At 37.4% G+C, this 25,811-nt stretch carries 8 protein-coding genes and 1 tRNA gene; 8 read left to right on the forward strand and 1 reads right to left on the reverse strand.

From position 1 onward, the window contains the following. Nucleotides 1-283 precede the first annotated feature (283 nt). The 6 genes from C9J51_RS03035 (at nt 284) to C9J51_RS03060 (ending at nt 23,570) form a co-directional block, all read left to right on the forward strand. Nucleotides 284-9,223 (forward strand): GEVED domain-containing protein, encoded by an 8,940-nt coding sequence (locus C9J51_RS03035; RefSeq protein WP_107274858.1) that lies wholly within the window; start codon nt 284-286, stop codon nt 9,221-9,223. 469 nt (nt 9,224-9,692) lie between these two features. After that, a complete protein-coding gene (locus C9J51_RS03040; protein WP_045035469.1) occupies nt 9,693-10,175 on the forward strand; it encodes a DUF11 domain-containing protein in 483 nt (160 codons plus the stop codon). 88 nt (nt 10,176-10,263) lie between these two features. Continuing rightward, nucleotides 10,264-13,530 carry a beta strand repeat-containing protein gene (locus tag C9J51_RS03045; RefSeq protein WP_045040091.1) on the forward strand — a complete coding sequence of 1,089 codons (3,267 nt, stop codon included), beginning with the start codon at nt 10,264-10,266 and terminating at the stop codon, nt 13,528-13,530. A gap of 142 nt (nt 13,531-13,672) precedes the next feature. Next, nucleotides 13,673-20,254: a hypothetical protein gene (locus C9J51_RS03050; protein ID WP_107274859.1), complete on the forward strand. Its 6,582-nt coding sequence runs from the start codon at nt 13,673-13,675 to the stop codon at nt 20,252-20,254. A 17-nt stretch (nt 20,255-20,271) separates the two neighbouring features. Then, complete coding sequence (locus C9J51_RS03055) at nt 20,272-20,793, forward strand: OmpA family protein (RefSeq protein ID WP_045040092.1); 522 nt, start codon at nt 20,272-20,274, stop codon at nt 20,791-20,793. A gap of 17 nt (nt 20,794-20,810) precedes the next feature. Next, on the forward strand, nt 20,811-23,570 hold the full coding sequence (locus C9J51_RS03060) for a hypothetical protein (RefSeq protein ID WP_045040093.1): 2,760 nt from the start codon (nt 20,811-20,813) through the stop codon (nt 23,568-23,570). Between the two features lie 119 nt (nt 23,571-23,689). Here C9J51_RS03060 and C9J51_RS03065 read toward each other — a convergent pair whose 3' ends face one another. Continuing rightward, nucleotides 23,690-24,811 carry an SEL1-like repeat protein gene (locus C9J51_RS03065; protein WP_107274860.1) on the reverse strand — a complete coding sequence of 374 codons (1,122 nt, stop codon included), beginning with the start codon at nt 24,809-24,811 and terminating at the stop codon, nt 23,690-23,692. A 62-nt stretch (nt 24,812-24,873) separates the two neighbouring features. Between C9J51_RS03065 and C9J51_RS03070 the strand changes: the two genes are divergently transcribed. Together C9J51_RS03070 and C9J51_RS19450 are read left to right on the forward strand one after the other, a co-directional pair. Beyond that, on the forward strand, nt 24,874-25,476 hold the full coding sequence (locus C9J51_RS03070; RefSeq protein WP_045035475.1) for a hypothetical protein: 603 nt from the start codon (nt 24,874-24,876) through the stop codon (nt 25,474-25,476). A 206-nt stretch (nt 25,477-25,682) separates the two neighbouring features. Then, nucleotides 25,683-25,774 (forward strand) — tRNA-Sec (locus tag C9J51_RS19450). Nucleotides 25,775-25,811 lie beyond the last annotated feature (37 nt).

Raw genomic sequence — 25,811 nt, forward strand, 5'->3', positions numbered from 1 at the left:
ATAGCTCTTGTTAATATTAAAGTACGGCTCTAATTTGATATTCTTGTACCACAGTCTTGTTATGCAATAAATATTCTAAAAATAAAAACCATTTTGAAATAAGCATAATATATTGCTTGTTTTAAAATGGTTTTTTTTTGGCATGGATGATGCTTGGTTATTAGATGAGATGAATATAACAGTTTATTTTTTTGGTTATAGGCATGAATTACATAGGAAGTAGACATGGTAAATCGGTATTTATAGTTATTTTTTAATAGCATACATGAAGTAAGGATATAGCATGTTTTATAAAAACGTAAAAAAAACAACGCTAAATAGATTGTTGATTAGTGTTCTATTTATAACTTCAGTATTGTTTATTTATAAAAATATTTTTCATGAAAATGAAATAGAAAGAATTGTTTTAGTTGATGTTAACATTCAAAATAAGAAATATTTTACTTTATCTAGTATAAAACATTTCGAAATAGATAGTCTTAAATTGATTAATGACAAATTAAAAGATAATAAATATGATGTGATTGATCTTGTTTCTCATGGCGAAAATGGTCAAATTATATTAGATAAAGAGATACTAACACTTGATAATATAGATAATCATAAGAAACAATTAAATTTTATTGGTGAGAAGTTATCTGCTTCTGGTCATATTAATATCTTGGGTTGTGATGTTGCAAAAAATGAGGATGGTAAAGCCTTAATTGATAAAATTGCAGAATATACAGGGGCATCTGTTGCCGCTTCAATTAATCTGACAGGAAATAAAATTAAAGGCGGTGATTGGGATTTAGAATATATTACACATCAAAAATCAAAACACTTATCCTCTCTTCCGACTATTTATGAAAATTACTCTGGCATTCTTTATGATCCGGCAACTTATGATCCTGTTACAACAGATAGTGATAACGATGGAGTATTTGATGCCATTGATATTGACGATGATAATGATGGTATTATTGATGAAATAGAACAAGCTTTTTGTGTACCTTCTGGAACAAATTATATAGGGCCTACTTATTTTTCGACTGTAGATATTGTAAATGTGGGAGCAACACCTTATGGTGCTCCGAAACCAGAAGAATGGGTAGACGGTAATTCAGCATCAGGTTGGCAACCCTTTACTTGGGAAGATCAAAGTATTCCAATTAAATTTACATTTAATTTAGTTGCTCCGTTAACTGCTGGAGGATTTTCATTGGCAAATGATTATGGTGCCATGCCCGATGGAATAAAATCTGCAAATGTTACTCTTTATGATAGTGATGATAATATAATTGGTACTGAGTCATTTACGGGATTATCAAGTAATAGCTCATCCGTTACACAATATAATTTCACACAAGAATATAATAATATTTCTTATTTTGTGATAGAGGCCCCTTGGGAAGGACCGGGAACCGGAGGGGCTGCACCATATTTTCAGATGCGTGAGGTTGGTTTATTTACCACTTCTGATTATTGTGCCTATCTTTATAATGATAGTGATGATATTCCTGACCATATAGATCTTGATGTAGATAATGATGGTATTCCAGATAATATTGAGGCTCAATCAACAATTGGTTATATAGCACCTAGTGGTATTGATCTTGATAATGATGGACTTGATGACGCATATGACAGTAATACTGCAAATACAAATGCATTGATCAGTGCTGGTTTAACACCTGTTAATACAGATGCAACAGATGAACCTGATTATTTAGATCTCGATTCAGATAATCAAGGTGGTGACGATACTACTGAAGCGGGATTAACACTTTCTGGAATTGTTGGCGATAATGGCTTAGATAATAATTATGATAATGGTGATGATTACATTGATGTAAACGGGAGTTTTGATAATACTCAAAATGATAACTTTCCCGATAATGATGCTGATGTGAATTCAGGAGGAAATATTGATTGGCGAGATGCAGTTGCGAGTTGTGATACCTCCGAATTAATTGGTGCAGCAATAAAAACAAACATTCAATATGAAATAATTAATGGATCACCATTACAAATTCATCACATTGCCGCAGGGGGGAATGGTGTATTTAAGGATGGTCAGCAACAATCATATCAGCAGTCATCTTATAGCTGTGGTGGTACTTTTCCTTACATGCATCTTAATGATGGTAGTGTCGGCGAATATTGTAATTATAAAGAATTTTTAATGAGTACTGTCAGTGGTGTTGGAACTGAAGCTGATCCTTTTTCAGTATGGTCATCACGATATTGGGATAGAAATAATAATAATATTTTTGATAATAATGATATTAAAATTGTGACTGAAATAACTTATATAAATGGTAATGAATTTTTTGATCAACATTATTGTTTAGAATCAGCAGAGGGTTCGAATAGTTCTAATATTGGACTAGTACAAGGGTTCGATACGTATTTAAACGGTGGTGATGCAGGCGCTGCATTTGCTATTCCATATAATTCAGCAAATTATCAACCAGATACAGGACCATATTCATTAGTCGGTGTAACTAAAAATTATACTGCGACTGATCAATTTATGGGATATATGGAATTAGATAAGTCTTGGGATCGTTATTTCTCAGGCCCTTATTCTACCATGCTTGGATCTAATTTAAGTGCGGCGCCATTTTTACTTGATAACACTTTAAATACTAATCCTGGCACTGATAATGGTATTGGGGTGCAGTGGGGATTAGGTGTTGTAAATGATGCATCTATGCACTCAGTGCGTTTGTTGTTTAGTACATTAGGTGGCGCGATATTTCAAGCGAATGAGTATGATTTAGGTGATGCGCCAGATACATCTACTGGAACCACTACAGGTGATTATCAAACATTATATGATGATGGTGGTGCAGGTCATGCTTTTAATGATACTGATACGGATAATCAAAATGATATTGTATTAGGTACGTTATGGGATAGTGATGACGGGACATTACAAAATATCGCGGCAAATGCAGATGATATATTAGACAGTGATGATGAAGATGGTGTCAGTTGGGTTAATAGCTTTGTTCGTGGTGGTAATAGTGATCTTTCAATAACAATAACAAAAGATCCTGAATCAACGTTAACCGGCTTGCGATTATATGCATGGGCTGATTGGAATCAAGACGGTGATTGGCTTGATAGTGATGAACAGGTTATTTCAGATATAGCAGCGACGAGTTCTACTCAAAGTTATACGATAGCTGTGCCGATAAATGCAATACTTGGTAATACTTATTTACGTGTTCGAGTTTGTTCTGATGTTGATTGTAATTCATCTATAGGGCTTGCAGATGATGGTGAGGTAGAAGATTATCTTATTACCGTTGTTGCACAACAAATCTCAGGCTTTGTATTTAATGATGATGGCAATGGTGGTGGTACGGCAACCAATGGTATTAAAGATGGAACCGAAACGGGATTAGGTATTGGAGTCCCGATCGTTGCCTACAACCCCTCGACAGGCCTATGTTATGCAACGACGACTGATATAACAACGGGAGCATATACTCTAGCTGTTGGGGCTCCGGGCACTTATAAAGTTTATGAAGCTATTAATGAAACCAATATAGCGTCTCCAACTTGTCCTCCAACAGCACCTATATTAGATACCAATACTGGTAGTTATGTTGGCGGTACTATCGGGGATCCTGCCACATATCAATCGAGCAGTGCCAATATTAAGACGGTTACAGCAATAGGTGGCGCTTTAACTGATATAAACTTTGCCGATTTTGTTATTAACTCCTTTGATATTTGTTCTACCCCTGCTTATTTGACCCAAGGCAATGGTTCTGGTTCGACTATTCTAAATGCCATTAATTTAGCAACAGGAGAGGTGACAGCCCTTGTTTCCCCTGTGAATGCAGGTAGCGCTGTGGGTTATTCTATGGTGACAAATACATTGGCCGGAATACAGGGAACAAACACGCTTAACTTATTTGACAGTGCTTATAATACTTATTCATTACCTATCTCTAATTCAACCATGCCAAGTGCCGCTAATAATGGTGATATAGATGATAATGGTATTTTATATGCGCATAAGGACGGCAATTTCTATTTATTTGATACCAATCCAAACAGTGAAACTTATTTAACGCAAGTTGGAACCTTACCGACGACGAGTTTAAATTATGCTGATATTGCGTTTAACCCCGTTGATGGTTTTATTTACTCTGTGCCGAGTGATGGCTCTCGAACGTTATATCGATTTGACCCAACGACAGGTGCTCGTACTTCATTGGGCGTATTACCTGGAATCGCTAATGGACCATATGGTGCAATGTATTTTGATGATCAAGGGTATTTCTATATTTCAGAAAATCCAAATCCCGGCCGAATCTATCGTGTTGATGTATTGAATGGATCAAAGCCTGCGGGCAGTTATACCGCTACTCTTTTTTCTCAAACGAATGCATCAGCTGCTGGTAATGATGGTGCGCGTTGTCGTTATGCTCCAGTACCTCTGGATTGGGCTGATGCACCGACTTCAGATGGCTATTTCACTGAATTAAAAGAAGATGGACCTCGACATCAAACTGAGGTTGGTTTGCCATATTTAGGAGCTAACACGCCTGATAATGAAAATGATGGTCAGCCAACAATGACAGCTGATGGTGATGATATTAATGGGATAACACCCGATGATGAAGATGGATTTATTCAACCGAGTATCCCTTCTATTTTAGTCGGCGGGGATAGTTTGTCTTTGACGGTTCCTGTGGTTACATCAGGCAGTGATAACTTTTATGGCTGGATTGATTTTGACGTAAATGGTGTCTTTGATACAGATGAGACCGCAACAGTTGCTGTGGCTGCTTCGGGTAACAGTACGCTTAACTTTACCGTGCCAGCTGATGTTGAAATTATTGATACCTATGTCCGTTTACGGATTTGTTCGAGTACGGAAACGTGTGATAGTCCAACAGGAAGTTCAGGTGATGGTGAAGTTGAAGATCATTTAATTTCATTAAAACCACCGGGTGATTTGGCATTAATGTTAGCGATGGATCCTAGTGTAAATGTAACTTTAGGTATTCCCTTTAACGTTGTTGTTAGTGTTGAAAACATGGGGGCAACGGTAGCACTTAATACTAAAGTAACGCTTCCTATTCCAGCTGGGTACAGCTTTGTTAAAGCTTATGCCGGTGATGGTGTTACGGAAATCACCACCTATGATCCATTAACAGGAGAGTTAGATCTCGGTGTTATAGGGTTAGGGTTTGATGATTATGCTGTTATTCGTTTAGCACCTCAGTCACTTACGGCACCTGCAATCAATGCCGAAATCATAGAAACCAGTATCAACGATAATGATTCAATCCCCAATAATGGTTTTGGTAATGGTGAAGATGATACCGACATAGTAACCCCTATTATTTCTAATACAGTACAACCTAATATTTGTGAAGCACCCGTTGTATTTGAAGGCGGCGATGCTTATTTGGCCGCAAATGGTGAATATGTTGTAACCCCTAATACCACTAATCAACAAGGGTATTTATGGAGCTATGAATATATTGACTTGAACCAACCCATGTATGCCGAATTAGCGGTGTATTTAGGTGATAGAACGTGTAATACCGGATGTCCCAATGGAATTGAAAGTGGTGCTGATGGCATGACGTTTGTGCTATCTGCGGATTCACGAGATCTGAATGCTTTTGGTGCCTTTGGTGGTGGATTAGGGGTTGGTGATATTTTTGGTGCAACCCCTGTTTCGCCATCTGTCGTATTTGAGTTCGATACCTTTGATAACACCTTTATTGGTGCTACCGACGATGCGGTAGGAGGGCAATTTATTGACCATACAGCCGTTTATCTCAATGGTGATGTATATACCCCTGATGCTGCTAATACCCTTGTTCCTGCCACGTCTGTTGCTGGGGGCGAATTAGAAGATGGACGCTATCATATTGCGCAATTTGAATGGGACCCAACGACCAATCAATTTACTTATTATCTTGATGGCATCATGGTTAGTCAATTCACTCGTAATATTCGTAATGATATTGGTAATAACATGGTGCGGTTTGGTTTTACGGGTAGTACTGGTGATGGTTATAACCTTCAAAAAGGGTGTTTTACTAAAGCGCCCAATGTATTAGGGAGTGATTTAGGTGACGCGCCTGATACAACGGTTGGTACTGGAATAAATAACTACACCACGACTTATGAAAATGATGGTGCGGCGCATGTGCAGGTAGATAGTGATGACAATGGCTTTATCGATTTACGCATGGGTAATTTGTGGGATGCTGATTTAGGTGATCTGCAAAATATTGGTGCGATTGCTGATGATGACGATAACTTTGATGATGAAGATGGCGTGACGGTTGTTTTATCAGCGACGAAAGGTGAAGACCTTGATATTACTGTAAATGTTGTTGAAGATGCGGCACGCACCAGTACAGGACAACGTTTATATGCATGGCTTGATTTTAATCTTGATGGGGATTGGGATGATGCAGGCGAACAAATCATTATTGAAGCTTCAGCATTAATAGGTAATAACAGTTTTAGTGTACCGATACCAGCGAGTGCTATTGTTGGTTACAGTTATTTACGGGTTCGCTTATGCAGTGATGTCGGTTGTGATAGCCCCGTAGGCTTAGCGAATGACGGTGAAGTCGAAGATTATCGGGTGTTGATATCAGATCTGGTGGGAAATAATCAATGTAATTTAATTTTACAGACAATTAAGCCTGTGAGTAGTAGTGATTATGCCTATACGTCATTGGATGCAACGTCTGATCCTATTACTTTTTCTAATATTGTAGATCCCATTTCGATTACGAATCAAACCAATATTAATAGTATAAACGCTATTGGTTTTAATCGAGTTAATGGCTTGATTTACGGCACCTTTACCGATATGACCTCAGCCAATCGTAATCATCACTTGTTTGTGACCGATAAAACGGGTACTAGCTTTATTGATTTAGGTGCAATGCGAGCAGAAAATGCTGCGTCAGTGAGCCGTCTTAGTGATGGTGAAACCTTTTCATTTAATGCCGGTGATGCATTACGAAATATTGGTTATTCATCGACAACCTTTAATTTTACCGCTTCAACCGCTGGTGATGTTACGACGGATGGTAATTATCTTATCGCTTGGCGAACGGGATGGAATTCCATGTTTAAGATTGATCTTAATAACCAAACATTTACCGTTATTCCATTAGATATTAGTGCCATGAATGACTCCTTTACTGGTGTTGTTATTGATGTAGGTGCAGATTTAGCCATAAGTAGTCAAAATGGACAAGCCTATCTTGTTGATTTACGCGGCGAGAAGTTATATCAGGTTGATCTTAATACCGGCAGTATTATCAGTCAGGATTTGATTTATCTTAGTGGTAAACCGACTGTGGATTCGAATGGGAAATTACAAGCGGGGGCATTGATTATGGATAACTCTATTAATTTGTATGCCATGACTAATGGCGGAAATCATGACTCAAATCAAGATGGGATTATTGACTTAAATGAGCGTGCTGTAGTCTATCGCATCAATGTAATAACCGCTGAAATAGAGTTTGTTGTAGCGTCAAATAATAGTAGTTTGCAAGGTAATGATGGTGCTGGTTGTTATGATTCTACCGATTATGGTGATGCAGCCGCAACATATGGCCAAGCCAGCCATGCGTATTTAGATGCGGCATTAGATGGCGTGGCAGATTTAGCGCTTGGCTCTCGTTGGGATCCTGAATTTACACAGTGGATCAGTGCTGATGCAACAGGGGATGATACCCATGGTCAGGATGATGAAGATCTGAATATTCCTGCTCAAATTATTGTAGAAACCAGTACTACATTACCGATTCAAGTGGTGGGTAATGGGTTTGTGAGTATTTGGGTTGATTTAAATAATGACGGTGATTTTGCTGATAGCAATGAATTATTAATTAACGATCAAGCTGTTACAGCAGGAAATAATAATATAGCAATAACGTTAGATGCCGCCAGTGCTGAAGGGTTTAATGGCAATACTGTAATGCGAGTACGTTTATGTTCAGCCGCTAACAGTTGTAATACGTTTGATGGTGCAGCCGTTGATGGTGAAGTCGAAGATCATTTATTTGAATTGCTCAATCGGATTGTTTTAAGTGGCGTGGTGTTTGAAGATAATGGTGTTGGTGGTGCAATAGCAGCGCACGATGGTATTCAAGACGGCACTGAAATGGGCTTAGGTAACTTTACTGTTACCGTAACCTTTAATGATGCTGGCGTTACAGGGGTAACAACGGGTGATGTGGTAGCCACGGACATTACATCGGGTGATGGTAGCTATAAATTTATTCTGGGTGTTGATTTCTCAGGTAAAAACTTACTACTTGATGTAATTAAACAAGCAGATTGGATTGATATCAGTGAAGCTAATGTCACTGCGATCCCACAAGTGACTAGTAGCAGTGTGATTGATAGTCAGATGGCTGTTAACGCCAGTGCGGGGGATGATATCAGTGGTCTTGATTTTGGTAAGGTACGTGAGCCAAGAATGGAGCCTGATAATTTCAGTGAAGTTGAACCCGGAAAGGCAGTATTATTCCCACATAAGTTTACTGCTGCAACCTCGGGGAGTGTGAACTTTTCCACTATAAATCCAGAGGTTGCTCCAGCAAATGACGGCTGGAATACCATTCTTTATTTAGATAATAATTGTAATGGAATAATAGATGGTACGGATGCTCAAGTTATTAATCCGACAGTAGCAAATGGTAATACAGCAGTATGTTTACTCAGTAAAGTGTTTGTGCCAGCGAATGCGCCACTTAATGCCCAATATCATTACGATATAGCAGCAGATATGATCTTTAGTGATAGTGCAGGAACGGGACACGGTATTACGCGTCAAGTGTTAGGTAAAGACACTGTCAAAGCGACGTTCCGTGGTGCTGGTGAGTTAAAGCTTGAGAAAACGGTACGAAATATTACTCAAGGAACGGCTGTTGGAGTGAGTAATAATGGCCGCCCTGGGGATATATTGGAATACGTTATAACCTTTACTAACGTTGGAGATGGTGATCTAACTGAAGTAAGTATTTTTGATAGTACGCCAAGTTATACGGGGCTCTCTCAAGCTATAGATTGTACCTCGGGTAATGTGCCAACGTCACTCACTTGTATATCTGTTACTACTAATGGGGCAAATATTGTAGATTATGAGGGGGAGGTGCGCTGGAATATGACGGGCGCTTTAGCTCCAGGAGATCAAGGAACAGCTGTTTATTTAATAAAAATAAAATAATATCATCATTGGCTAATATTTTAGGAAAGAACCATACGATAAAATATCGACATGGTTCTTTTTTACATTGATAAATGTAGTATGTATTAAATATAAAACAGTTGTTATTTAATTAAGAAATTAATCAATAAAGTTATCAAATAAATTGACATTTAATAATTGTTTTTACGTAATTAATTGATGTTGGATTTATTTTAAATTAAGTTGTTATTTTTGTAATACACGCTATGTCAAATGAGCTACTTTTAAAAACATTATTCCATGGTTCGATGGTTATAACTTTATATTTTTAATTTGTTTTACTTCGCATTTAAATAATGATTCGCAAAATTATAATTGATTTTTTATTTTGCTTTTTAAATAAACGCATGTCATTAACTTATTGTTTTTTAATGGAGTAAAAATATATTTTATTGGCATGCTTATCGCATTATATATATTTCATGGATCATAAAGGATGAGGTGTAATATGAAAAATTTATTATTGATAGTGATTGGCTGTTTGATGATGTCTTTTTCTGTTTATGCGGAAGATGACAACTTACTCGTAAGTAAAATGGATGCATATATAGTTGAAGTAAATAAGAAAGGAGAGGAAAAATTAGTAAAAGCAGAGAATGCGGTACCTAAAGATAAAATTGAATATAAGTTAACCTACACAAATAATAGCGAAAAGCCTTTGAATGGCTTAATTATCACAGGACCTATTCCTGAGAATACTTTTTATATTGCTAATACAAGTAACACAAAAATTAAATCGAATTTTTTAGTTAGTATTGATGGAGGAAAAACATTTGAAAAAGAGCCAGTGAAGCGCGAAATAATGAAGGATGGAAAAAAAGTTGAAATTATTATTCCACCTGAAAAATATACCGCCGTTCGTTGGATACCATTAACACCTATTAATGCTAAGGAAAAACAAGTTTTTGCTTATCGCATCGAAGTTAAATAAACGTTAAGTAAATGTACCGCCCTGCGATTTTGCAAGGGTATTTATACACATCGTAATTAAATTAATGACCTTAAAAGGTAACCACTTTATGAATACGCATTTAAAACCTATCAGTGTATGGGTTGCGGCGGGGCTCATAACGGTAGGTGCAGGTTTACTATCTAGCCAAGCCCTTGCAGCTACTGCCGCCGGAACTGATATTAAAAACTTAGCAACAGTAACCTATGAAGATGAGTCAGGAAATAGTTACACCGCAACATCTAATGAAGCGGTTGTAACTGTAGCTCAGATTTATAGTGCAACGATTGAGCAGGATCTCAATACTACTGGCTCTCCAGGTCAAACGGTATATTTACCTCATGTATTAACCAATACAGGTAATGGTGCAGATACTTATACATTGACATTTGCGCAGAATCTTCCTGGAACTGATACGCGAGGAACAGATACGATTGATGCGACAACATTGAAGCTCTTCAATGATGCAAATAACAATGGTCAGCCAGATGCGGGGGAAACTGAGTTTACTTCTGGTGATACTGTTACCTTAAATGCTGGTGAGCAAATGAACTTAATGCTTGCAGCAGCAGTGCCTACAACGGCTGTTCCTGGTGATACATTAGGTGTGACATTAGAAGCAGAAGCTCATGATGGTACACTTTCTCCTGTCGATGGCTCTGTCACTGATATTGGTGATAACAATGATGCCTTACCTGATACTAACGCATCATTAATTACAGTGACTAACGATGCTGTGGTTAATATTACCAAATCAGCGACGCACTTAGAGAATGTTGGTACGGAAACCGCATTAGGTATTGATTTAGATGGTGATGGCGGTACTAACCGAGAGTTGAGTTTAATTCGCTATACAGTGACTGTTTCAAATACAGGTAATACAGACGCTAAAGATGTGGTTATCTTTGATGGTATACCTGAAGGAACTGTATATGTTGCGAGCAGCACCGGTGGGTTGTATGACGCATCTAGCAGTGGTTTGTTAGCTGTTAATGGTGATACACCGATTGATTTTGCGGCTAATTTAGTTGATGAATCTACACATGGAGTTGATTTAGACCAAGATGGCACTAATGATACCGCTGAAAATCAAATTGATGGTGGCTTAGATCTTAACAGTAACGGCACGACAACGGATACTGCCGTACCTGGTGTATATGCTGTTGATGATCAATTAGCATCAAATACAACTATCTCCATGACTTTTTATGTAGCATATTCTCCTGAAACAATGATGGGCGATACCGAAATAGGTAACGTTGCTTATTCATGTTCAGATCTTAATGGTGATGGTGATTACGATGATGCTGGTGAATGTAATGATCCAGATCCTACAACTGCGGGTCCTGATCCATCAAATCCAACCACGACAACCACAACGACGACTACTGGTGTAGGTATCACTGATACTGGTACTGAAACGGGAACGTCAGGTGGTGGTGATTCTGATGGTACTGATGATAATATTCAGACAGTAGATTCAGCGGCTGCTGGTAGTGAAGTATTCTTCTATAACAAGATCATTAATAACGGTAATACTACCGATAGCTTTGATCTTTCGACTGCAAATGTTAGCTTCCCAACAGGAACAACATTTGAATATTGGAATGCGGGTGGTACAGCGCAACTTGTTGATACTAATGGTAATGTAACACCTGATAGTGGTCCTGTTGATCCTTCAACATGTATCGATGCCGCTGTAACTATTGATGGTGTTACTGTCAATTGTAATGAGACATTGTTCCGTGTCGTTGCCAATCTGCCATCAGATGCTGCTGATTCTCCAACACCATTTGAAGCAACAACAACGGCAACTTCTTTCAATGATGCCACTCAAACGGATAGTAAAACTGAGCGTTTAGATAATATTACAGGTCCTACTGTTGATATTGCAAACACAGCAATTACTACTATTGATCCTGCTGTAGATGTCGATCCTGTGCTTCTTGCGGGTGGTGTGCTTACTAGTGCAGATGTAGCTACGGTGTTTAATGATGAGCCTTTAGGTTCAACGGTTACTGCGCCTATCTATATTGCCAATGAAGGCGGTAGTTCAGATTCATTCCTATTAAGTGCAGAAGGTAGTTATAACGGTACAAGTTGGGAAACTGCATTACCAACGGGCTGGACTGTAGTATTCAAGCATAATGGTATTGATACTGATGCAGATGGTACGGTAGATATTGCTGCAACGGGGAATGTGATTACATCAACACCAACTATTCCAGCAGGTGCTGTATTGTGGGTTAATGCTGAAATTACTATTCCTTCTGATCCAACTCAAGCTCTAGCTGACAGTGATCAAACGGCAGCGATTGATGCTAATAGTGATGGCGATATGGATTATATCATTTCACTTGTTGCTACATCAGACGCATCTAATGCATCTAACCGTAAGGTTGAAGCATTTGATGTCGCAACTGATGCAAGTATTGATATTACGCCAGCATCATTAAGCAACCAAATCGAACCAGGTGGTAGTGTTACTTACGACCACACGTTAGGTAACAATGGTAATACAACTGAAACCGTTGATTTAAGTTCAGGTAATAATATGACTGGATTTAATAATACAATTACTGTTGATACTGATGGTGATGGTACGCCTGATACTGAAGTTGGTAACTTATGTGATGATCCTGTAACGACGCCAATTATTGTGCAGCAAGCGGATGGTTCTACTGTAAGTGTAGAAGTTACGTGTGATGCAACAGATGGCTCAGATACAGTTCCAACACTAACGTTAGAACCTGGTGAAACCATTCCAATGGAAGTCACTGTATTTGCACCAACAGATGCAACATCTGGTACAAATAACCTAACAACAATTACTGCTGTATCAACAACAGATCCAACAGTGACTGCTCAAGGTCAAGATAATTCAGAAGTTGTTAAAGGTCAGGTCCGTCTTTATAAGTATGCTGATTTAGATACTGATTGTGATGGTGTTGCTGATACTGATAAGACCTTCTTAAAAGAGCAAACGACAAATGTTGAACCTGGACAGTGTGTTGTTTGGAAGCTGATTGCTGTTAATGAAGGTACATCTAATGCGCTAAATACGGTTATTACAGACCAATTAACTGAGTACTCTCAATTTCATGCGGGTGGTAGCTTAGTAAGTTGTCGTAATACGACCGATTCAGGCACTGTTGTAGCACTTGCTGATGCAACATATCCTTTAGAGACTGATGATTTAGGTCCTTTATGTAACCCTGATGGTACTACTGGTACTGACGTTACTGGTGCGGTAAGCGGTAACACTGTTACCTTTACTGTAGGAACACTTGTTCCTGGTGATAAAGCTGTCGGTAACTTTGTAGTGAAGATTGATTAATAGCAAATATAACCTAGCCCTCCCTACCTTGTAGGGGGGCTTATTGAGCTTATTTTAAATATATATTTAAAAGTAATTAAACCAAGTAAGTTCAATAAGCCTATATCCATATCTTTGAATTACTAGCCTTTGGAGAGTGCTTATGGCCCTCTTAGATGTAATAACTAAAATGAAGTACCTCATTGTTTTTATATTATTAAGTGTGAGTTCAACAGTTTTTGGGTTAACTAATGCTGGTACAAAAATAATGAATCAGGCCATCATGACTTATTTTGACTCAACGACGGGTGAGAATATTCGAGTGCTTTCGAATATATCCCATATTAAAGTTGAAAAAGTATATGATGTTTCATTATCACCTGATACATCGGGAGATAATAAGACAGAAAAAAATGTTTCACCTGGTTCTATTGTTAGTATTCCTCATACAGTAACTAATACAGGTAATATTAAAGATAGCTATATTATTAATGTTAATAATCTAACTGATGATAATGGGGATCTTACATCACCGAGTGCAGACAATATAAAGATATATTTTGACACTAATGGTAATGGTATTCATGATCCCGGTGAGCCAGAGCTTAATAAAAACAGTGATGGAGAATATATTTCTGGCCAGTTAAAGCCGGGTGAATCTATTAATATTGTTTACACTGTTGAGCTTCCAACAACAGATAAAAACAACGACTTCTATGATATTGATACTGTTGTTACATCAATCAATGAACCTTCAGTTGAAAAAACCAGTTCGACTAAACTGACTGTGATTAATGGGCCTATTGTTAATTTAACCATTGAAAATTCACCTATTTGTCAGCAACAAGTGACATCACTTTCTGAAATTGACTTTAGAGTCAATTATACCAGTGTTGGTCGCACCAAGCCTGAATCGGCAGCACTGCCGTATAATATTTTCGTTCAATCAGAAACCGCAGGTTCACAAGTAAAAGTTAGCCATACTGGTGTGTTAATCTCAGTAAAACTGCCTGCTAATATTTCTTTATTACAAGATAAAGTGATTAATGGCCAGCCAGCTAAAGATCATTCACCAATAACCTTAGTTTCTCCTGAATACAATTTTGATGGCGGTGTGGTATTAGTCGGAATTAATAATAATTTTATTTTTGAACAAGATGACCATAATTTAGATTGGTATGAATATAGCTCTTGGGATGGTTTAGGTAATGTAGAAAAGGTGGGTTTTTTAGTTAAGCCTGATTATATGAAACCAAATACATCAGGACATTTCTCTTATTATGCGCAAGTTAATGATGTGCGAGGAACTGTTCCATTTAAAATATACAGCGAAGCTGAAGTTAATTTATCATCAACAGCTGAAAATATTTCAAGAAGTGGTGAAGCCTGTAATACCTTAGTAGGTAAAGAAGATGATAATTTAATTGATTTTGAGCTTATTGATAATGATGTATTAGACCCAAATAGTGCTTTTACAATTTTATACAGTAATCACGAACATTTTATTCCTACAAACTTTTATTATCATTCAAGTTCAGCTGGATTTGATTCAAAATTTGATGGTGTTCATGCCCAAATTATTCTTCCGCAAGGTAATGAACATGCGTCCACCATTGATATTATTGGTCCTAAATCTTCCAATTATCCCGTAACATTACGATCAAGTGAAGGCGATTCGTTTTATTGGATTTTTGCTGAAACAGGCCCGAATACCGGTATTTTCAGAAGTGTTATTCCTGTGCATGCGGTATCGCCAAAGGACAATTATATTCGACCAGGTGGTAACCATTGCTTAGATGATATTTCAATTCCTTGGCGTACAGGTGAAATAAGTCGCACGGCATTATTGTCTAATATTGATAACACCATTAATTTTAAAGGTTTTGATCTAAACGGTTCGACAGCAGATGATTGTGAGATTCAATCAAATCCAAATGATGAATTAGTGATTGAAGTCTTTGATCCTAAAAATAACAATAGAATTATTCTGACCGATTTAGCTTATATCAGCCCTCAATTTGTGGTTTTTGATGCGACTAATTTTAACGGTGTAGAAAATGCGATAGTGAAGTTTTATCAAACAGAAAATAATGTAGCACCAACAGCAAAAGTGCGAGTGCCAAATGTTGATGGCTTAGTCCCTGTTGCTGAAGTGATATCAGATGTTGATGGTCGAGTGTTATTTCCTAAATTAGCCTCAATTAATGGTAATCAATATTATATTTCGGTTGAGCCACCACAAACGCATGTGTGGCCATCGGCTTATACAACGTTAGCGAATTTTAATATTCATAATGTTACCCCGATGTCATATGGCCCATATGGTAATGATGATATTGAAAATTCAGGTTTATTCCCTATTACGGTGAGAGATCGGGTTGATACGTTTGATATACCGCTAGACCCCAAAAGTTTAGATCGTAGATTAACCATTCAAAAAGATGCTGATAAAGATAACGCAGAAATTGGTAGCTTCGTTAAATATTCAGTAACGATTAAAAATAACCTACCAGACAGTCAATTATTTGATGCACAAGTTTTTGATTCAATGCCATATGGTTTTAAATATATGGAAGGCAGTACTCGATTAAATGATCAACCTTATAAAGATCCAGTACGTATTGATACTTATACATATCGTTTTGATATTGGGACATTAAGTGGCAGTACACAACCGCCTGAAAATGGTAGCTATAAATTAACCTATGTTTTGCAACTAACAGCAGGTGCTATAGATTCAGATGGTATCAACTCTGTTTATGTTAATGCAGCGACCTTTGGTGGTACTACGGATTCCCGTCTTACTTCTAATATTGATAAATACCAAGTTAAGGTTACCCAAACGGGAGTGATGTCAGATAGAGGCATTATTTTCGGTAAAGTTTTTGTTGATGCACAGTGTAACGACATCATGAAAAATCAGATGTGGCCTATTGGTGGAGTGAAAATATATTTAGAAACGGGTGATTATGTTATCACTGATGAAAATGGTCAGTATTCAATGTTTGGTGTTAAGGCGGGTAATCATGTCATGAAAGTTGACAAACAAACCCTACCTTTAGGCATTGAATTAGAGCCAACAGATACACGTAATGCTGGAAAAGGCGATTCTCGATTTGTTGATATGCGACGTGGTGAAATGCATCGTGCAGATTTTGTCGCGCCATGTCCGGTAGAAAATCAAGAAGCGGTTTATCAAGAATTAAAGGAAAGAAACACCAATATAAATGGTGAGTGGCTATTTAAAACAGCAGAGAATTTTAAAGGATTACAATATGATGCCAAACCAAAAGCATTAAAAGCAGATGAATTACAAGCCGGCGTTATTAGTGGGCCGTCAACCGCTGCTGACAATGCTTCTCAAACGTCAGCATCTACTTCCTCTTTAACTGTATTTAAAGGTTATGCATTAGAGTCACGTAAAGGTAGTAACGAAGATCTTGCGAGTATGATTACGTTATATCCAAAATCAGTACAAGATGAGGCTTATATTTATCCAAGCACTGATAAATTATCATCCATTCGTTTTGGCTTTAGTGATTCACAAGAAAAGCTTAACGATTTGAGAACGGCATTATCGCTTTACAAAATTAAAACTGAAATAGTGCCAACGGCATACAATAACATTCCGAAAGAAGCTAAGTTTAGAATTGATAATATTCTACAAGATGTTATTCCATTGCCTGAAAGTGAAGCGAAAAATATTACTCGAGCAGAAGCAGAATCAGGCGCATGGTATTGGCCAACCAATGATTATAGCTATGATGGCCGTTTCATTGCCGTTATTCGAGGTGATGTTGAGCCGACACTGTATGTTAATGGCAAGGCAGTCAATGTTGATCAATTAGGTGAGCGTATTATTAATAAACGTGAGAATGCTCAAATTGTTGGTTGGTATGGTATCCCATTAAGTGATGGCGATAACGTTGTTGAAATTAAAACGGTTGATCCATTTGGTAACGAGCGTCTTGTTTTAGGCAAAACGTTTTCTCATCCGAAATCGGCAAAGCGTATAAGTGTTGTCGCTGATGGTGATGTATTACGTGCTGACGGTGGTCGTTCTGTTATTCCAGTTATTATTAAGTTGTATGATGACAATAATAATTTGGCACGTGGTACTTACTTTGTAACGCTAGATACCGATCAAGGTGATACTTGGTTAGACCCTGATATTCAAGAGAATGAAACGGGTCATCAAGTTCGTGTTATTAATGGTGAAAAAACCGTTTATTTACGCAGTACTGAAAATACGGGCCAAATTAATATCCAAGCGTCAGTTGAAGACTTCTCTGACAAAATCAAACTTTATCAAATTGCAGCTAAACGCCCATTATTTGTCTCAGGTATTGTAAATTATACCGGACGCTATGGCCGCTTTAGTGGAGAAAGACCGCCAGCTCAATTAGACGGTTATGAAAATAAAACCTATAGCCATGACGAAAGAGCCGCCGCCTTTATTAAAGGTAATATTAAAGGTGGTATGCATTTAACGTTAAGTTATGACAGTGACAAGTCTGATGAAGAATTTTATCGCGAAATATCACCAGACAGCTATTACCCAATTCCAGGTGATGCAAGTATTAAAGGTTATGATGCTCGTAGTACCAGTAAGCTCTATGTGAAACTTGAAAAAGAACGCCATTTTGCAATGTGGGGCGATTATAGTACCGCAGATGGAACTGATGAGTCTGATATTGGACGTACAAGTCAGATCCTTAATGGCTTCAATAGTATGTATAACGATGGAAAAATTACCGCACAATTATATGGTGCACGTCCTGAAGATTTACATAAAGTGATTGAGTTTAATGGTAACGGTACGGCAATGTTTTACAGTATCGGAGACACTCGCATTGTACGTCATTCTGATACTGTTACTTTAGTGACTTATGATCGAAATAATGCAGGTCTTGTTCTAAATCAGCAGTTATTAACCCGTTATATTGACTATACCATTGACTATTTTACGGGTGACATGCGCTTTAATCGTGTTATTCCAAGTTACGATTCTAATCTTAATCCTATCAAAGTGAGAGTGGCTTACGATGTGGATGGTGATGGTGATGCCTATACCGTTGCAGGTGCAAGACTCTCTTATTTATTCAGCCCTTATTTACTTGCTGGTTTGAGCTACGAATATAACGACAATGATGTTGAGGGCTATGATATAGGCAGCCTTTGGGTTAATTATGATTTTGATAATAAGACTCAAATAACCGCTTCTGTTGCGAGTATGTCGCATAAGGGTGATGAAAGTGCCAGTACGTTAACCACTGACACTCAAGATAAGCTTAAAAACGGCATGGCTTATAAATTACGCATTAATCGTGATTGGCATGCGCAAGCCGCGACTGAACTTGAATATGTTTATGCAGAAGAAGGGTTTACTAATACAACAGGTGGTGTAACGCCTGCTCGTCAAGAACTTCGTCTTCGCCATCGCCAGAAATTAACTGGATTAATGAATCTAAATATTGAAGCAACCCATTCTGAATCTCTAGCGCATAAAGAGAAGCAACAATCTATAGGGGCGACTGTCGACAGTAAGATTTTGGGATCACAATGGGTGACACGTTTAGGTTCTCGTTATATTAAAAATGAAACAGAAACTGATTCTGAGGAATATACCACTGCAATAGTGGGTCTAGGTCGCACATTCAATTTATGGGGACGCCCTGGTCGGTTAGATACTGAATATGAGCAGAGTTTTGGTCATGATAGTAAGCGTCGTTTTAATGTAAAAGCAGATTGGAAAGTACATAAGCAAGCCAGTATCTATACTCAGTATGAATATATTGATTCTTTAAGTGGTATTAGTAATTTAGGTAGTGGTTCGACGAGCTTATTTACTGCTGGTATTGATGTTGATTGGCTTAATGGTGGCAGCACGTTCAGTGAATTTAGACAGCGAGGAGCATCTGATGGTCGTAGTCTTGAATTAGCGAATGGTTATCGTGGTCGGTTTGAAGTCATACCGGGTATCAGTGTTGATCCTGCGATTGAATATGTCGAAGTTATTGAAGGTGAAGGGACGTCTGGTGTTGCAGTCTCTCTTGGTTTAGCTGATGTACGTAATCCAAATTATAAAACCACAGGCCGTATAGAATATCGCCATGGTGAATCTGAAGATTATTATGGAGTATTGGGCGCTTGGGTAACACGTTTAAGTCAAGATTGGAGTGGGCTTGTACGTGAAGAGTACCGCTATATTGATAAAGAAAATGCACAAAACACATGGAGTAATCATTTCAGCTTAGGTTTTGCTTATCGCCCAAGATTAAGCAATCGTTACCATTTATTAGGGGCTTATGAGTGGAAAACTGAGCGTAATGAGAGTACCCGTACCGCACATATTTTCTCAACCCATCAGAATTACCAATTATCGCCAGATTGGACAATATCTGGACGCGTTGGCTTGAAGTGGGAAGACTTTACTGAATATGAGCAAGACTATGATTCAGTAGCAACCATTATTGATGGACGTGTGATTTATTATATTAATCGACGTTGGGATGTTGATGTGCATGGTGGCATGTTAGGTACGGATTGGTTTGATAGCCGTCGTTACTCTTTCGGTGTTGGTTTGAATTATCTTGTTATGAAAAATCTACGTGCAGGTATTGGTTATAACGTAATAGGTTTTGATGATAATGACCTTGATCCACAAGGTTATAACTTGCAAGGTTTTTACTTTGAAATGATGTTTAAGCTTGATGAAGACTTATTTGGTTGGTTAAGCGAATAGTGGTGAGGAATGTAATCATGAAATTATTAACAACTTCTTTATTATTTTTAAGTGTAGGGATTTCAGGCTGTGTTTCTAATCAAGCTATTTATGCCGACTATGGTGATCTTGCTTGTGGCAATACAACAACAGTTATCGACGGTCATTATTGGCCAACCGTCGTTAATTTTGACTTTGATAAAAAATCGCTAGATGTACAACAACAACATGCATTAGATCAAGCTGCACAATTATTGAAAGCGAATCCTACATTAAATGTGGCTGTTATTGGTTCTGCTGATAATTCAGGGAAAGCAGGATATAACGACCAATTAGCAAAAGCGCGCGCTAACGTTGTTGCAAATTATTTACAACGGCAAGGGCTTGCTGCACACCGTATCGTGACATTAGGTTCAGGATCAAGAGAACCGTTTATTGTCTCAAATAATCAAACAAACAATCGAGTCAATCGTCGCACGCAACTGATTCTTTTAGGTGACGATTTTAATCCGGTTAGTATGCAATACAACTCAGTGGCTAGTCATTCTAGTGCACAATAGGGAAGGGGGAGCTTCATATGAATGTCTTCAAGGGAATCGCCAAAATAGGTATAACCGTTGTTGCTAGTGCCAGCTTCGCTGTAATGGCTTTAACTGAATCTGGTACAGTGATTAAAAATCAAGCTGGTGCTACGTATCGGGATAGTGCCAATATTTTACGTAGCACAACATCTAATTTAGTTGAAACCCTTGTTCAGCCTGTTGCTGCACTGACATTGATTAATGATCAATCGAAGTTAGGTGCTCCTGGTCGAACGGTGACATTCAATCATGTATTAACGAATACCGGTAATAATACCGATTCTTTTGTACTTGATGTTGTTATACCTGCTTCTGTTATTAGTGCTGCAACTATTTATCCTGATGAAAATAACGATGGTGTTGCTGATCCTGGTTCATCACCAATAGCTTCAGGTTCTGTGATTGGTCCATTAGCTGCGGGTGAAAGTTTTGAATTTGTTATTGTGGCTGATATTGATGCTACTGCGACAATTAATTCATCGGATGCGCTAACGGTGACTGCAACTAGCCAAGCGGTGAGTGTTGATGGTATTTCTGTGGCAAATGGCGGTGTAGGAATACAGACAAATACTGATACCGTAACAGCAACCAATTTACCGATTGTTGAAATTTCGAAAGCATTAAGTGCCAATGTTGGTGCATCACCAAGTGGACCACATACAGTAACATTTACGTACACGAATGTGGGTCTTACTGATATGGATCCGTTACAGACTAATGGTGTTATTTTAAAGGATGTTCTGCCCGAAGGGATGCGCTTTAATGGTGCGGTATCTTGGAGTTTATCAGGAACAACAATCACCGCTTCTGGTGCAACGATAGGTGGAAGTGAAACAACAGGCGATCAAGATTTACTCTTTACGACGTGTATAGCACCGAGTGGGCTTTGTTCTGATAATGATGAAATTCAATTTGTAATGGATGGTTTAGCTGCCGATGAATCAGCGACAATAACATTTGAAGTGAATATAGAGTCAGGCCTTTCTGCAACAACATTGTATAACCAAGGTATTTATGGTTTTGATGAAGATAATAACGGTACCGTTGATACTGGTGAGTTAGATTCAACGAATACTAATAGAGTGCCATTTTTAATTACGTCTAATTATGCGGTTATTGCTAACAATGGTGGTTGTGACGTTGGTACTGATAATAATTGTGATGCACTCGATGACACTAATCATGAGATTGTTGAGATAGCATCCGCCTCGCAAGGTGCGCGAGTCAGTTTTACCAATTACATTTGGAATACAGGTAATGATGAAGATATTTTTAATGTCACTATTGAATCGTCAACATTTCCGAGTGGTACCAGTTTTTTCTTATACAAAAGTGATGGCGTAACCCCATTAATTGACACTGATAATGACAGTAATCCTGATACGGGTATTATTCCTGCTGTTGGCGAAACATGTCCATCATACTTAGTGACTGATAGTAATGGTGTGTGTGGATATAAAGTTATACTGATTGCAACACTTCCCGCTTCAGCTACAGGTGGCCCATACCAAACGGTTAAACGTGCAAGATCGTCAAACGATACCTCAAAAACAAATACTGTTATTGATCGTTTGGGCGAAATCGTGGCAAGTACAGTTGATTTAACTAATAATCTGAGAGCAGAAACTGGGTTAACCGTTGAAGATAACTGTGATGCTGTTGATGATAATTGTGGCTTTGGTGCGGGTCCTGAAGCGGCGGCTGTTACAACAAATACCGCACTACCTGGTGCAACTACTCGGTTTACGTTATATGTCACTAATAAGTCAGACGCAGCTGAAAGTTATGAGTTGCAATACAGTGGCTCAAATTTTGCGGTCAATACCATGCCTGTTGATTGGACTGTTGTGTTTAAAAATGCTGACAATGAAGTAATTACCAATATTCCAGTATTAGGTCCTGATGATGCGGTCGTTGTTTATGCGGATGTAACGGTTCCCGTGGATGCAGAATCTGTCACTCAAGATATTTATTTTAAAGTGTTTTCTCCAACGACAAACGCAGAAGATATTAAACATGATGCGGTCATGGTTGATAATAGTAATCAATGTCTAGCCTTTGGTCCTCCTAATTCAAATGGGGTGACTTTTGCAGGAGGGAGCATTGTTTATAAACATATATTAAATAATCTCAGTAATGATGAGTTCTTAAATATAGCGCTTACTGTTGCTAACTCAAATGCTGGTTTTTCTACTGTTATTTATGAAGATACTGATAATGATAATGTACTGACAGGGGCTGATAATGCGATAACGTCAGTGGCTTCTCTTGCTGGTGGTGCGCAGAAAGTTTTATTTATAAAGGTTCTTGTACCAGCGAATACCCCACAGGGAACGGATAACATTACAACCGTTGAAACTATTGTTAGCTGTGGAACATTACAAGTGATTGATACAACAACCGTTGCTAATACGAATATGAAGGTAACTAAAGAACAGACACCTGATTTAAATTGTGATGGGCTATCAGATACTAATGTTTATGTTACTACAAACTTCGCTATAGCACCTGGACAGTGCATTATGTATCGATTAACAACAGAAAATATTGCAATTGAAGAAGCTCGTAACGTGACCTTAACTGATGCCACACCTGCTTATACAACATTTAATGTTATAGGAACGTTACCCAACATATCTGAAGGGACAATAAATACGATTACTAATGGTTCTACAGGGGCAATTATAGGAACGATTGGAAGTGTCGCTCCTGGTGAATCAGAGGAATTGATTTTCGGTATTCGTATTGATAACTAGTTATCGTTTACTTGTAGCGGCAATGCTTGCTTGATGTTATATCAAGCAAGTTTTTTTTATGAATAAGAAAAAGCCCAATATATATTATTGGGCTTTTTAATTGTAAATAATTTAAAAAATCATTTATTTTCTTTAAGAAGTTCTTTAGCTCGATTGTTACCATTCTTTGCTGATTTTATTAACCAGTATTCAGCTTTCTCAATAGAAACATCGACGCCATCTCCATTAATGTAAATACTGGCTAAATTATACATTGCTCTATTATTCCCTTGTGAGGCTGAACGTTTATACCAATAAATAGCTTTATTAAAATCTTGCTCAATAAGGCTACCTTTATCGTATAATTTTGCCAATTCAAAACTTGCGGCTGGATATCCATTTTTATCTGCTGATTTGAGTTGTTCAATAGCAATCCCAATATTATTTTCGATAAGTGTTAAGTTTTCTATACTTAATGTTGCTAGATCAAATAAAGCTTTTGGATTATTCTCTTTAGCCGCAATGTTAAGATGTTTAAAACTTTTGGTTGTATCTACTTCTATATCATACAGTCCTCGGCGATAGATATCACCTAATACTAAATGAGAATAAGGATGACCTTTTTGAGCTGATTGTTGTAATAAACGAATAGCTTGTGGCGTGTCTTTCTTTAACGCTAATAATGAAATAGCCAATAAATAATTTGAATATTCATTATTGGTATTATCATTTTTACTTAAAATATCAATTACATCTTGATGTCTTTCTTGTATGAAATATAAATAACCTAATGAATAGGAAGATGGATCATGCTGATTTTTAACGTTAATTAATAAATTTGATTCTGCTGCTTTATAATCTGCACTACCGCCTCTACCATCAATAAGCATTAATGCATAATAATAGCGAGCAAGAAGATGATCTTTATCCGCTGCTTTTTTATAGAGTTCACGTGCTTTCTTTTCTGATTTTGTGACGAGTTCCCCTTCTTCATATAATGCGGCTAAATAAATCATGGCATCAGGATCATCTTCAGCTATAAATTCTATTTTTTTTATTTCATTTCTCTTTTCTTGGTTAGATGTATCTGCATTTTCAATATTTAATATTGATTGAGATAATGGTGATAGTGTTTGTAGTGCATTATTTTTTGAAATAGAGGTTGGTTTATTTGATTCAGACTCATTTAATCGATTCGATTCATTGTTTTCTGTCGCACATCCGCAAAGTATTATTAAAGTTGATACGATCATTTTTTTCATTATTGCTTTCTCCTATCCCTGTACTATTGTTAATTTTAGAACATAACTTAAAGGGATGTATTATGCGTTCAATCTTTATTTTTATATTAACAATGTTATTAACATCATGTGCTTCTAGTAATTTAACGTCATCATGGGTAGATAGGAATTATTCAAATGTTCCAATAAAAAGTTCATTAGTGGTTGCGATGTCGGATAATTTACGTGTTAGACGAATATTTGAAGATGATATGGTTAAAGAATTACAAAATAAGGGGGTTAATGCTATTTCAAGTTCTCAAATATACCCTAATAAATTACCATCAAAAGCGGATCTATCGAGTTATATTCAGAAAAATGGCACCCAAACCGTGTTTGTGGCTAAGTTAGTTAATATTGAAGATAAAAATATTCGTTACCCAGGTAATAATAATAGCTATGGTTATGGCGGCAGTATGTCTTTTCATAATTACTATAATAGTTCGTATAGTTATATTTATGACGACAGTTATACGGTTTCTTATGAATTTGTAAATGTTGAATTTACCTTGTTTGACACTAAAAGCCATAAGCCTATCTGGTCAACATCATCAGAGTCTGTTGATCCCAATAATATGAACGATATTATTTCAGAATTGACACATATTCTAATTGAAAACTTACAAGAAAATGGGGTTGTAAGATAACAACATAAGCATATTGTCTTTTTTTGTTTAAGCCTTACGGTAGCGTAGGGCTTTTTTTGTGCATAATGATAACGGAATTTAACTTTTGTATGATGAAATATTACGCATTTAAATGAATACCTTGTTGGGATAGTAATATTTGTACTACGAATTGATATAAATCAAATAATAACCCTGATAGTTACATTATCATTCAAAAGAATTTCGGAATGAGATGAGGTCTGGTGGCCTTCTCGGTCTTCAAAACCGATGTGAGCTGTATAAGCTTTGGTAGGTTCAATTCCTGCCTCTTCCGCCATTTTTCGCGCGTTTAAATGGTTCCTCTGACACTCATT

The sequence above is a fragment of the Photobacterium iliopiscarium genome (assembly GCF_003026395.1).
Lineage (GTDB): Bacteria > Pseudomonadota > Gammaproteobacteria > Enterobacterales > Vibrionaceae > Photobacterium > Photobacterium iliopiscarium.